The 12,616-nt window shown below is 51.5% G+C and carries 12 protein-coding genes; 4 read left to right on the forward strand and 8 right to left on the reverse strand.

Annotation, left to right across the window (positions count from 1 at the left end; translation table 11 throughout):
- From ONB24_02935 to lepA, 7 genes are all read right to left on the reverse strand, one after another.
- Positions 1 to 598: TonB-dependent receptor (locus ONB24_02935; GenBank protein ID MDZ7315059.1), on the reverse strand; the 598-nt coding region annotated here is incomplete at its 3' end.
- A gap of 430 nt (positions 599 to 1,028) precedes the next feature.
- Positions 1,029 to 2,222, reverse strand: coding sequence for a radical SAM family heme chaperone HemW (gene hemW, locus ONB24_02940; GenBank protein ID MDZ7315060.1), 1,194 nt, complete (start codon positions 2,220 to 2,222; stop codon positions 1,029 to 1,031).
- 3 nt (positions 2,223 to 2,225) lie between these two features.
- Positions 2,226 to 2,930, reverse strand: coding sequence for a signal peptidase I (lepB, locus tag ONB24_02945; protein ID MDZ7315061.1), 705 nt, complete (start codon positions 2,928 to 2,930; stop codon positions 2,226 to 2,228).
- 18 nt (positions 2,931 to 2,948) lie between these two features.
- Complete coding sequence (gene lepB, locus ONB24_02950; protein MDZ7315062.1) at positions 2,949 to 3,668, reverse strand: signal peptidase I; 720 nt, start codon at positions 3,666 to 3,668, stop codon at positions 2,949 to 2,951.
- Positions 3,665 to 5,260, reverse strand: coding sequence for a hypothetical protein (locus tag ONB24_02955; protein MDZ7315063.1), 1,596 nt, complete (start codon positions 5,258 to 5,260; stop codon positions 3,665 to 3,667). Before ONB24_02955 ends, lepB (ONB24_02950) begins: the two co-directional genes overlap by 4 nt.
- Positions 5,257 to 6,033: an ABC transporter ATP-binding protein gene (locus ONB24_02960; protein ID MDZ7315064.1), complete on the reverse strand. Its 777-nt coding sequence runs from the start codon at positions 6,031 to 6,033 to the stop codon at positions 5,257 to 5,259. Before ONB24_02960 ends, ONB24_02955 begins: the two co-directional genes overlap by 4 nt.
- A complete protein-coding gene (gene lepA, locus ONB24_02965) occupies positions 6,030 to 7,841 on the reverse strand; it encodes a translation elongation factor 4 (protein ID MDZ7315065.1) in 1,812 nt (603 codons plus the stop codon). The genes ONB24_02960 and lepA overlap by 4 nt, the downstream gene beginning before the upstream one ends.
- A gap of 155 nt (positions 7,842 to 7,996) precedes the next feature.
- On the opposite strand from lepA, the gene ONB24_02970 reads away from it, so the two are divergent.
- The 4 genes from ONB24_02970 to larA all read left to right on the forward strand — a co-directional run bounded on the left by ONB24_02970 (position 7,997) and on the right by larA (position 11,999).
- Positions 7,997 to 9,220, forward strand: a complete 1,224-nt coding sequence (locus tag ONB24_02970; protein MDZ7315066.1) for a serpin family protein — start codon at positions 7,997 to 7,999, stop codon at positions 9,218 to 9,220.
- Positions 9,221 to 9,227: 7 nt separating this feature from the next.
- Positions 9,228 to 10,127, forward strand: a complete 900-nt coding sequence (locus ONB24_02975) for a complex I NDUFA9 subunit family protein (GenBank protein MDZ7315067.1) — start codon at positions 9,228 to 9,230, stop codon at positions 10,125 to 10,127.
- Between the two features lie 77 nt (positions 10,128 to 10,204).
- Entirely contained in the window at positions 10,205 to 10,678 is a 474-nt protein-coding gene (gene bcp, locus ONB24_02980; GenBank protein MDZ7315068.1) for a thioredoxin-dependent thiol peroxidase, read from the forward strand.
- A gap of 58 nt (positions 10,679 to 10,736) precedes the next feature.
- Entirely contained in the window at positions 10,737 to 11,999 is a 1,263-nt protein-coding gene (gene larA, locus ONB24_02985; GenBank protein MDZ7315069.1) for a nickel-dependent lactate racemase, read from the forward strand.
- Here the strand turns inward: larA and ONB24_02990 are convergent.
- On the reverse strand, positions 11,979 to 12,524 hold the full coding sequence (locus ONB24_02990) for a flavodoxin domain-containing protein (GenBank protein MDZ7315070.1): 546 nt from the start codon (positions 12,522 to 12,524) through the stop codon (positions 11,979 to 11,981). The two genes, larA and ONB24_02990, sit on opposite strands and share 21 nt — an antisense overlap.
- Between the last annotated feature and the right edge of the window lie 92 nt (positions 12,525 to 12,616).

A 12,616-nucleotide genomic window follows, 5' to 3' on the forward strand; every position in this document is an offset into this window, starting at 1 on the left:
GCTCCAACGAGGTAATCGGCACATCGCCGACGCGCTGACCGGTGCGGAGATCGTTCGAGTAAATACCGTCGACATAGTAGGCGATTTCATCCTGGCGGCCGCCGCGGACATAAAGAGTACCGCGCGCGCTGACCACGCCGGAGGCTGTCGCCACGACGCCTGCATAACTGCGCACCGGCATGTTGGCAATATCTTCTGCCGTCATAATGTGCGTCTCATTGGTCGCATTGACGTTGATTAGAGGACGCTCGGCCACAATGGAAATCTGCTGCACCTCAATGGCTTCAGTCGGAAGTTGGAAGTTGACCTCCGTCGTCAAGTCGACTGAAACGCGGACATTCGAAATCCTTACCACCTGATATCCGATAAAGCTGGCTTTGAGCGTATAAATGCCCGGCGGTACATTCAAAATGATATAGCCGCCCTGAGCGTTCGTCGCCGCACCCAACGTAGTGCCTTCGATCATCACATTGGCCCCGGCCAAAGCCTCGCCGGTCGCCTTGTCGGTGACGACGCCGATGATTTTTCCTGTCGTCGCTGAAAACAGACAAACAGGAATCAAGAGCAACAGACTGAAAAGTAATGCTCGTTTCAACATGCGTTTTTTCCTCCTCAAATGAGCAATTAAGAGGGTTTCTGCAGGTACTCAACAGCTCTGCAGATCAATTTGTGCCTGCTTCCTCAAGAATTCGGCACCATACTGCCGATACCGCGGGTATTTGATTCTGAGCCGGCCACCTCCTTTCTCTGCCTTGTGTTTGCTCGATTTTTCCAGTTCAAAAAAGCTCTATAATGCAATTCGCCGAGATTATTTTTTCGTTAACTTTCGGCTTACTCTGCATTTGCTACAGGCCGACAATCGGCCGGATGGCGCTCATTCCCCCGCTTTCAAAGAACTCTGCCGCTCCATGACGTTTTACTGTCACGGACGCATAATTGTCACGTTAAATTAATATAATTGGTTACAATGCGAAAGTCAAGATTAAAATTGATATAAAGATTTGCATTCCGATCCAACTGGAGAAAATCTATGGAACTATTTTATCCAGCTGCATGAAAAATTCAGCGCAGAGTGCATCGTAGAACAGAATTCCCTGCCGCGTCAAACCCAGCTTTCCGTTGCTAAAACTGAGCAAACTGCCGCGCCGCGAAGGTGAAAACAACGGCGTCTCATCCAATCCTCCCAGCGGCTCGGCAATCTTTCCGGCGATCGGCAATAGATCATAACCGAACCGCGCGCGCCAAGCCTGCAAATCGATGCCTTCTCTACGCCGTAATCCTAACAGGATAGCCTCTTCCGCAAAAAGAGCGGACGAGATCACCTCAAAATCTGCCGGAGCTTCACCTTTGTGTTCAATGCCTTCGCAATAACGCTCCAAATCGCGAAAATTCCATTCTCGTTTAAAGCCGTCGAACGAATGCGCCGAAGGTCCAAGCCCCAAGTAAGGGTACTGTTGCCAATAGAGTTGATTGTGCCGCGACCGTTTTCCCGGTAGGGCATAGTTGCTGATTTCATAGTGCTCGTAACCGGCGCCGGTCAGCCTTGCCGCTGCATCAAGAAACAATTGCCTCTCCAGCTTATCGGAACAGGGGTAGAACAGCCCTTTCTGCTTCTTTTGCCAAAGCGGTGTACCCGATTCGTAAGTTAAACTGTAAAGAGAAAGATGCGCCGGTGTATAAGACAAAGCTTTCGCAAGCGAGAATCGCCAAGAGGTCATTGTCTGCCCGGGAATGCCGAATATCAAATCGAGGCCTAGATTATTAAAGCCTGTGTGTCGCGCGGCCTCAACAGCCGCCTCGGCTTGCGCAGCATTGTGCAGTCGCCCTAAAAAGCGCAACTCCTCGTCAATGAACGATTGCACACCAATAGTCAGGCGATTGACGCCCGCAGCTTTCCAGCCCTGCAGCCGATCGACAGTTACACTCTCCGGATTTGCTTCCAAAGAAATCTCGACTTCCGATGTCCATTGAAAATTTTTGAAAGCTGCTTCGATAATGCCTGCGACTTGTTCGGCCGTCAACAGGGACGGCGTTCCTCCCCCGAAATAAATCGTCGAAAACACCAGACCGGCGAACGGCTCTTGCCGACTGCGCACAATCATTTCTCGAAGCAAAGCGGAAAGAAAACGATTGACCCGGCTCAGATCGGTCGAAGAAAAAAAGTCACAATAAAGACATTTGCTGCGGCAGAAAGGGATGTGAATGTATAGTCCGGCAGGCATGCTTCAGCGGACCGTTTTCAGGATGCGCCCCCAACGCACGCGATTAACCAGAGAGCCGTCCGTTCGACGGTAATCGTAGGAAAAGTAGATCAGCATGGCTTTACCTACGACAAAGTCTTCGGGCAAAAAACCCCAAACCCGACTGTCAGAGCTGTTGTCGCGATTGTCTCCTAACATAAAATAGTGCCTCGGCGGTACAACCGTCGCCGCAAAATCATCATTTGCGAAATGATCAAGTCGACGGCGGACGGTATAGAGACGGTGATCGGGCGTTTGAATACGATAATAACCGTACAGAGCTTGTTCTTCTTCATCGAAGCGTTTATCGATGAGCGTCTCTTCTCCTTCCGGTCGGTTGTTGATGTAGAGACGACCGTTACGCATTTCGATGGTATCGCCCGGCAGCCCCACGCACCTCTTGATGTAATCCAGCGAGGGATTTTGGGGATATTTAAATACGATGATTTCGCCCCGTTTTGGTTTTCTTATCGCTGTAAAACGCGAAACGGAAAGCAAGGATCCGGGTAGAAAGACAGGTTTACGCACGGCAAAAACAGCCTTGTTGACCAGTAAAAAGTCGCCGATCAAGAGGGTATCCTTCATAGAGCCGGTGGGAATTCGGAAGGCTTGAACGACGAATGTCCTTAGGAACAACGCCCCGAATAATGTGATCAAGAGAGCAACAAGGTATTCCTTGAGCGTTTTCATGCGTAAACAAACTTGTACTCAACGAATGACGCCGAAGATCCGGCCCCAGCGAATTTTCTTGTGCAGCTTGTACCAGGGCTCCATTTTTTCGATGGAAAAAAAGATGACGAGCGCCTGGCCGACAATATAACGGTCGGGCAGCGCGCCCCACATGCGGCTGTCGTAGCTGTTGTCGCGGTTGTCGCCCATCATAAAAATGTGACCTGGAGGCACAACAATGGGGCCGAACCGGTCCATTCGGAATTCCGGACGATCAGCCTTACGAATGACATACTGTTGACCGTTCGGCCGCGTGATCCGATAAAAATCTATGTAACGGCCTTCTTCTCTGTCCCATTCTTTGCCGAGAAACTCTTCTTTACCTTCCGGTTCATTGTTTATGTACAGTGTGCTTTCGCGCAGTTCGATCGTATCGCCCGCTACTCCGACGCAGCGCTTGATATAGTCGATGGTATCGTCTCCGGGAAAGCGAAAAACGACGATGTCGCCGCGCTTCGGCTCACGAATGCCCGGAAGGCGTGTAGAAGGAATGCGGATCTTGGTGCCGATGATGCGATTGGGAGTGTTGATGCCATAGATGTACTTGTTGACCAGCAAAAAATCGCCGATCATCAATGTGTCCTTCATGGAACCGGTAGGGATTCGGTAGGACTGAATAATCAGCGCCCGAATGATGAGCGCGGCGATCAGGGCGTAACCGATCGAGTCGAAGAACTGACGGACGATTCCTTTTTTCATGATGTGAGGATCCAATCCATTGTAGACAAATGTTTTTGCGAAAGCGCCAGCGCCGTGTAAAAGACGGCGTAAACATAGAGAAAAAATAGCCCAAATGCAAGGCTGTAGCCGACGAATTCAGCAGTGAGAAAAAGACCAAGTCCGATACCGGCCGCAGTAAGACTAATGGTCATCGAGAGATAGCCGGTTCCGATACCAATCATTTGCCTCGGATCGCGCCAGTCAAAGCGGCCATATCGAGCGCCCGTATAAAGCCCTACAGCCGTCCCGAGCATGACGCATCCGAAGGGAATGAGAAAAGACTCTAATCCTTCCATAAGATTTCTGTTTTTAACGGCAATGACCATCTGTCCTGGAATAAGAGCCGCGCCCAGGAGCAAGATAGTCAAAACGGCTTTGGCAAGAATAAAGTTTTTCATTGCCAACGGAGCCAGTTTGGTATAAAAAAAAGCCTCTTTTTCCTGCGGAATTGCCTGCCTGGCTAAAATATTCGACAAGGCTGCGGCAAAAAACGCCATCGCCCATTTTGTTGCGGCTGCATCGCCTCCGCGCCTCTGCATAAGCGGCCACAGAATCATTGCAACCGTAAACAATAAAAGCACATGTCGGGTACGAATATCCCGCACGGCGATTTTGAATTCCTTCATCAACAATATTCGGCGCCAGTGTAACGTCTCGGAATCGGCCGCTTTACTACGTCGCAATTTTTCCGTTCGGTTTCTATCGGTTGGCACCTCGAGTCGCCGTAAAGGTTCCTGCCGTATTCGCCAGTTGATTGAGCCGACAATGAATAGTGCTGCGAGAGTCCCTAGTACGATCATATGCAGGACAGCCTTGGCAGGATTGCCGTGAAGGACTGCAAAAAGACCGTCGACCAACTGCTGCGAAGGGAAAACGGCAAAAGAGACGTTGGAGATGGAGGAGATGAATTTTCGGGCGGCATAGGGATCGAAATCCGGTGAACCAGGGGTAAAGCGGTCGAAGCGCATCCATTGCAGCCCGGCCCACAGAGCGACGGCAAAAAGACTGCCGATCATGACGGCATATTTCCTCATCCGCGCGGCGTCAAACAGCGCGCCGGCGGCCGATGCGATCAACTGGATAAAGGCAACTGCAGCAGCTATAAAAAGGATCGAAGCAACAAAGGCCGTTGCTATCATTATCGCCCCGCCGCCGCTGAATTGAATAAAAGCAATCAGCACCGGTGCACCAAAGATAAAAAAAGTTGCAAATCCGTTCAGAAAGCATTCGAGATATTTAACGAAAAAGACGGCTTGAAAGGCAATTGGAAGCGACAGCAGCAAAGGCAAATCATCCGCCAAAAAAAAATGGTGCAGCGCGCTGCCGTAACCGGTAAACAACATCAGCAGAAATAACGCAGCAAAAGAAAAAGACAAAACCGCTTGGACAGCTATTTCGCCGTATTCGGGCATATATCCAAAAAATTGAAACATCCCATACATTGAAAAATAGATCGAAAGAGGAAGACTTGAAATCAGAAGAGCCGCAAAAAGCGCGGTGAGCAGCCTTTTTCGCCGCCGCATCGGCGCAAGTTTGATGCGGACCAGAGTTTTCGTCAACAGGCCGATCATCCGTTCAGCTGCAAAAATTCTTCGACTTTGTCCGCATAAGGTTCACCGGTGAGATGAAGAAAGATGTCTTCCAAAGTACCGTCGGTGGCAAATTGTCGCCGCAGCTCTTCGACCGTGCCGAGGGCAATCAAACGGCCTTTATGGATGATGCCGACGCGGTCGCACATGGCTTCGGCCACTTCGAGGATGTGGGTGCTCATGAAAACGCAGCCGCCTTTGGCAACGATGCCGCGCAGGAGGTCCTTTAAATTGCGCGCAGCTTTGGGGTCGAGCGCCGTGGTAGGCTCATCAAGGAAGAGTATGGGCGGCTGGTGAATCAGTGCGGCAATCAAGGAAAGCTTTTTTTTCATGCCGTTGGAAAGCTCTTCGACCAACTTCCCGGCGTGATCGGCGAGCTCGAAAATTTCAAAAAGCTGATCGCGCCGAATCAAAGCCGATTTATAATCAAGCCGATGAACGGCAATGATAAAGTCGATGAATTCGACGGCAGTCAGTTTTTCAAAGAGAGCGGGCGTCTCGGGCGCATATCCGAACCGCTTTTTTGCCTCGAGCGGCTGTCGATTGATGTCTACTCCGTCGAGCAAAATGGTTCCTTTATCCGGCCTCAGCAGACCGGTCATCAACTTGATAGTGGTCGTTTTGCCGGCGCCGTTGGGACCGAGAAAAACGAAAAGCTCCCTGCCCACCTGCAAATTCAGGTCTTCAACTGCCGCCTGTGTTCCATAGGATTTGCTCAAACCGACAAGCGAGATCATGGCGTTTGTGTCGCTCAATCGACCCTCAAGACGGCCAGGAACGCTTCCTGAGGCACTTCGACTTTGCCGAGCTGTTTCATTCGCTTCTTGCCTTCCTTTTGCTTTTCCAAAAGCTTGCGTTTGCGGGTGATGTCTCCTCCGTAGCATTTGGCCGTCACATTTTTGCGCAGGGGCGAGATGGTCTCGCGGGCGATGACCCGGCCGCCGATGGCCGCCTGAATCGCCACCTGAAACATCTGCCTTGGAATCAGCTCCTTGAGTTTCCCGGTGACTTTGCGTCCCCACTCGTACGCCTTGTCGCTGTGCACAATAATGGACAAGGCATCGACCTTTTCGCCGTTCAGCAGGATGTCGAGACGAACGACATCGCCGGGGCGGAATTCGAGAAATTCATAATCAAAGGAGGCATATCCTTTGCTGATCGACTTGAGGCGATCGTAGAAATCGAAAATGACTTCGGCGAGCGGAAATTCATAGCGCATATTGACGCGCGTACTGTCGATGTATTCGGTAGTCAAATAGATGCCGCGGCGTTCACGCGCCAGCGTCATGATCGGCCCAACGTAATCGGTCGGGGTGAGAATCGAAGCGCTGATATAGGGCTCCTCGACGCGCTCGATGTCGCCGGCCGGCGGAAGATTGGCCGGATTGTCGACCACACGCATTTCGCCTTTTTTGGTATAGACGTGAAACTCGACGTTGGGGACGGTTGTCACCAGATCGAGGCCGTACTCCCGCTCCAACCTTTCCTGAATAATTTCCATATGCAGCAGCCCGAGAAAGCCGCAGCGGAAACCAAACCCCAGCGCCAGCGAGGACTCGGGCTCAAAGTGCAGAGCCGAATCGTTGAGCGCCAGCTTTTCCAACGCGTTGCGCAGGTCTTCGTAATTCTCGGTGACCGAAGGAAAGAGGCCGCAAAAGACCATCGGTTTGGCCTCGCGGTAGCCCGGCAGCGGCTGGTCGGCGGGATTTAGAGCATCGGTAATCGTATCTCCGACCTTGGTGTCCTTGACCTCCTTTGCACCGGCGATGACATAGCCGACCTGACCGGCGCTCAGCTTGTCCTGAGGCACAAGCTGCAGGCGAAGGATGCCGACTTCCTGAACTTCAAACTCTTTACCGGTCGCCATGAAGCGGATTTTTTGTCCGGTGCGGATTTCTCCTTCCACAACGCGAATATAGGCAACGGCGCCGCGGTAGGCGTTGAACACCGAGTCGAAAATCAGCGCCCGCAGTGGCGCCTCCGAATCGCCTTCCGGCGGCGGAATGCGCTCCACAATCGCCTGTAAAATCCCCTCGATACCGATTCCTGCTTTGGCGCTGGCGAGCAGGATTTCTTCCTCCTTGCAGCCGAGCAGATCAATAATCTGATGCTTGACCTCCTCGATGCGCGCGCTGGGCAGATCGATCTTGTTGATGACCGGAATGATCTCCAAATCGTTTTCGATGGCCAAGTAAAGATTGCTGACGGTCTGCGCTTCGACCCCTTGAGAAGCGTCGACCACAAGGATCGCACCTTCGCAGGCCGCCAGACTGCGCGAAACCTCGTAGGTAAAATCAACATGGCCCGGAGTATCGATAAGGTTCAGGGTGTATTCGACGCCGTCGACCGTGTGCTTCATGGTGATGGCGTGCATTTTGATGGTGATGCCCCGTTCCCGCTCCAGGTCCATGCTGTCCAGCACCTGTTCCTTCATTTCCGCTTTGCTGATCGTGCCGGTGGCCTCGAGGAGACGATCCGCCAAAGTCGACTTTCCATGATCGATATGGGCAATGATGCAAAAATTGCGAATATAGTCCTGCTGCATACTTTCCTTGCGGGATATTTTTATGATTTTCAGCAGTTAAAAATACGGAAAATAACGCTCTAAATCAACTCGAGAATCTCTTTGGGTGCGTTCAGCCTTTTCGATACAAAAAAATAATATGCTTTCGAATGCAAATGTTGGTTATATTCTAAAGTAATCTGGAGGGTTATACCATGTTCCCGCGAAAACCGGCGGTCCTTTTAACGATCCTGTTTTTGTCAGCCTGCAGTCGCGACTTGAGCTATGAACCTTCGCTGCAGCCGATGCGCGCTCTGACGACGGCGGAAAACTCGATCAAAGAAGGGGCGGAGGATTTCGGCTTTGCGCTGCTCAAACAACTCGCCCAAGAGTCGCAGCAGGAAAACCTTTTCATCTCTCCGCTGAGCATTTCCATGGCGCTGACCATGACCTTGAATGGGGCAGCAGGCGAAACTGAGGCCGCCATGCGTCAGACGCTGAAACTTGAACTCACTGAAGAGGAACGCAACGAGGCGTTTCGCTCTCTTATTGCGCTTCTTCTGTCCGCTGACCCTCGCGTTAAAATGGAAATTGCCAATTCGATCTGGATACGCCGCGGATTTCCGGTCGAAGAGGATTTCCTGCGGCTCAACCGCACCTATCTCGACGCCATGGTTCAGCAACTCGATTTTAATGATCCAGCGAGCCTCGGCATCATCAATCGTTGGGTCAGCGAAAAGACACACGGCAAAATTGACAAGATACTGGAAAGCATTCCCGGCGAAATGGTGATGTACCTTATAAACGCCGTGTATTTCAAGGGCACGTGGAAATCTCAGTTCGATAAAAACGCAACTCGTGCCGATGAATTTTTCCCCATCGGAGCGGCGGCGGTACCCTGCTCTATGATGGTACAGACCAACGATGCCTTTTCATATTATGCCAATGAACAGATGCAGGCGATCGATCTGCCGTACGGCAATGGCCGATTTTCCATGACCATCCTTCTGCCGGCATACGGCAAAACACCTGCTGAACTGCTGGAGTCACTTGACAAAGAATCTTTGCGCGCTTTGCCGAAAAAATTTTCCAAGCAGCGCGGCACCCTCCATCTGGTCAAATTTAAGCTGGAGTACAAAAAGAAGCTCAATGACGCTCTGAGCAATATGGGTATGGCCGTTGCCTTTACCGAGCAGGCCGACTTTACCCGCATCAACCGCAACGGGCCCCTTTTCATTTCCGAGGTTCTGCATAAAAGCTTCGTCCAAGTTGATGAAGAAGGGACCGAAGCTGCGGCTGCCACCTCCGTCGGAATCGCCTTAACATCTGCCGGCGACTCTAACGGCTTTATTATGGTCGTGAACCGGCCGTTCTTGTTCTTTATTCGCGAGCAAAACAGCGGCGCAGTGCTGTTTTTGGGCATAGTAAACAGGCCGTGAAGAGAAAGTGAACGTCTTTGTTACCGGTGCAACCGGTTTTGTCGGCACAGTGATCATCGAACGATTGCATGCAGCCGGATATCTGGTGCATGCTTTAGTGCGGAATGCCGCAAAAGCGCAGTTTTTGCGGCAAAGAGGCGTCGAGGTCAAATTCGGAGATGCAACCGATAAGGGTTCCTTGTACGCCGCATTAACGGACTGCGAAGCGGTTGTTCATCTTATTGCCGTCATCAAGGAAATGCCGCGTCGGGGCGTTACATTCGAGCGGATCAATTACGAGGCGACGCTGAATCTGATCGAGGCTTCTAAAGCCCGCGGCGTCCGCCGCTTTTTGCATATGAGCGCTCTGGGCTCTTCGCCGGATGGACCCACGCCCTATTTTCGTACGAAAGGCAAAGCCGAAGAAGCGGTTCGGCACAGCGGGCTCGAGTTTACCATCTTTCGCCCCTCATTCATCTATGGACGAGGGGATGCGGTCTATTCACTTTTAGCGCGCATGCTGCGCCTCTCGCCGCTGGGTCTCTTTCCCCTTTTCGGCGACGGGCTTTATCGTTCGCAACCCGTGGCGGTGGAAAATGTCGCCGACGGCTTTGTAAAGGCGCTCAGCCTCCCGGTATCTATCGGTAAAACCTACGATGTCGGCGGTCCAGATTCCCTCGCATTTCGCGAGCAAGTGGAGCTAATTGGTAAAGCCATCGGGAAATCTGTCCGTTTTCTTTCCTTGCCCCTCCCGCTGAGTCGAAATTTTGTGCGCATTGCACAGCTCTTTCCGTTTTCTCCGATCGATTTGGATCGACTCACAATGCTCACCAGCGACAATGTCTGCGATTCGCGCCCGTTTGCTGAGGAACTCGGTATTGATCTCATGCCGTTTGAGGTCGGTATTACCTATTTAAAGGATGTCTAAAGGAATTTTCCAATTTTTGTCTTTGTTGTTTCTGCTCCGAATTTTAACGGACGGAACACAAGAAGAAAGGAATACCTATGAGCAATACAGTTAATCTTAAACCCGGTGATCCGGCCCCGGATTTTGCCTTAACCGGCTCGGATGGTCAAACTTATAGTCTTTCGCAATTTCTCGGTAAAAAGCGCGTCGTGCTTTATTTTTACCCCAAAGACGACACTCCAGGCTGCACCAAGGAAGCGTGTTCATTTCGCGACCAGCTTCCGCAGCTGCAGGCCAAAGATGCCGTGGTACTCGGCGTCAGCGCCGATGATCTGGCTTCGCATCAAAAATTTATTCAAAAATACGGCTTGAACTTTCCGCTTCTGTCGGATACCGATCATCGCGTGGCCGAGGCATACGGCGCTTGGGGTGAAAAGAAAATGTACGGCAAATCCTACATGGGCATGATCCGTAAGACGTTCATCATCGGTAAAGACGGACGCATTGAACATGCCTTTCACAAAGTCACGCCGGAGGGTCACGGCGAGGAAATCGTCAACCTTCTCGGATAAAAGGAGGGGGTAGCCTCCTCTACCCCCCTTGTTCTCACACGATAGAAAAGTATCAAGCGTGAATTTCCGTTACGGTAAACAGGTTGTGGACATAAAGCTGCCGTCGACCTGCTTCGTGAAAGAGCTGGAAAAGCCTTCTTCCGAAATACATGAAAGCGAGTCGACAATCCTCGAACGGGCCATTGACGAGCTTCTCGCTGCCCTCCGTGTTCGTCTTGCGCCTAAAGCGCGGTTATTGATCATTGTCCCGGATCACACCCGAAAATGCAATCTGCCTTTTATTTTGCCGCGACTAACGCACGCTTTGGAAAAAGCCTTCCAGCCGAACATTGAGTTTTTAATCGCCAACGGCTCTCACGTCGCCCTTTCAAAGGAGACGCTCGCCGCATTGCTGTCTCCGGAGATATATTCACGCTATCGCGTCACCCAGCATGACGCCAAGGACGAAAGCCGGCTGATCGATTTGGGCACCACCACCTTCGGCACCCCGATACGGCTAAACCGTAAGGTGCGCGAAACGGATTTCATTATTACCGTCAACGGCATTCTTTATCACTATTTTGCCGGATTCGGCGGCGGGGCCAAGATGCTTTTGCCCGGAGTTGCCGGCTATGAAACCATACGCTGCAATCACAGCCTGAGCATCGACCCAAACTACGGCTTTCATCCCAACTGTCGGGAAGGCAATTTGGCCGACAATCCGGTCTTTCAAGACCTGAGACAAGTCCTGAATTTCGTGAACAACGCCCTCTCTTTGCAGGTCGTTCTGGCACCCGAAGGCCGCCTCGCAGCTGCTGCAGGCGGTAATATCCTAGAGGCCCAGGCGAGGCTTCTGCCGATCGTTCAGCAACTTTATGGATTGCCGTTGGAGGAACAGGCGGATTGGGTCATTGCCGATGCGGGCGGCTTTCCCGGCGACGTCAACCTGATTCAGGCGCACAAAGCCATCCATCACGCCTTTCGCACCGTCAAGCGGGGGGGAGCGTTGATCATGATCGCAGAGTGTGGCGAAGGTATAGGCTCGCAGACCTTTTTACCAACGTTCGATTACGGCGACTCACGAACGATGGCCGCAGCCTTGAGCCGCAATTTTCAGATCAACAGTCAAACCGCTCTCGCTCTCAAGGAAAAAACGGAAAATGCAAAAATCTATTTGCTCTCCAATCTGGATCCTGAGATTGTAAAGAAAACGGGGATGATTCCGCTCAAGCGGCCGACGGAAATTGTTGCGTTGGTTGAAAAAGAAGCGTCTGCAGGAAAAACAGGGATCGTCTTTAGACAGGCTAATCTTTATCTGCCGCTATTGGCCGTTAGTTCCTAACAATTTTTCTTTTAATCCAAGAGCCCATGCTTCGATGAATTGCCAGTCACGCGTATCGATCCGCTCGGTGACCGGCAAGCCGTGCTCCAGGAGCACCCTTTGCATCAGCCGCCGCATAATAGGATTGAGTCGATGCAAATCGATTTTCCCGCCGAAAGCTTCGCTGCTCAAAAATTTTAGCTCCGGATATTTTTCAGTTATAAAGCCAAGATAGTCGCGACGGACTTTTTCCCGTCCCTCGTCTGTTGCAGCGGCAAGACAGACGGCAAACAGAGCCACCTTTTTTTGCGCCAAGACGTCCCGATTTAGGGCAAAAAAGTCGCGAACATTGGCAAGCGGACGCTCGGCCCGCACTGAGCTTCCGACAACGACGGCATCGAACGCTTCAACATCCTCACCTTGCAGATTATCCAGGTTTTCCACTCTCACATTGATGGCCGCGTCTTGCCCTAGAATTTCGCCGATTCTTTCCGCGACTTCTTTTGTGGCGCCATAACCACTGCTGTAAGCAATCAATACATCCATAATCGACTTTGACTTTTTTCTATCCCTTGATTTATACTTTGTAGAATTATGGAGAAGATGAGGAAGCTTCCGCAACCATTAGTTGGGCCGGA

It is taken from the genome of candidate division KSB1 bacterium, from assembly GCA_034505495.1.
In the GTDB taxonomy this organism is placed as follows: domain Bacteria; phylum Zhuqueibacterota; class Zhuqueibacteria; order Residuimicrobiales; family Krinioviventaceae; genus Fontimicrobium_A.

Coding starts and splice junctions, on each gene's coding strand:
- hemW (MDZ7315060.1), bottom strand. CDS start 2,222: ATGCCTGCCGGACTATACATTCACATCCCTTTCTGCCGCAGCAAATGT.
- lepB (MDZ7315061.1), bottom strand. CDS start 2,930: ATGAAAACGCTCAAGGAATACCTTGTTGCTCTCTTGATCACATTATTC.
- lepB (MDZ7315062.1), bottom strand. CDS start 3,668: ATGAAAAAAGGAATCGTCCGTCAGTTCTTCGACTCGATCGGTTACGCC.
- ONB24_02955 (MDZ7315063.1), bottom strand. CDS start 5,260: ATGATCGGCCTGTTGACGAAAACTCTGGTCCGCATCAAACTTGCGCCG.
- ONB24_02970 (MDZ7315066.1), top strand. CDS start 7,997: ATGTTCCCGCGAAAACCGGCGGTCCTTTTAACGATCCTGTTTTTGTCA.
- bcp (MDZ7315068.1), top strand. CDS start 10,205: ATGAGCAATACAGTTAATCTTAAACCCGGTGATCCGGCCCCGGATTTT.
- ONB24_02990 (MDZ7315070.1), bottom strand. CDS start 12,524: ATGGATGTATTGATTGCTTACAGCAGTGGTTATGGCGCCACAAAAGAA.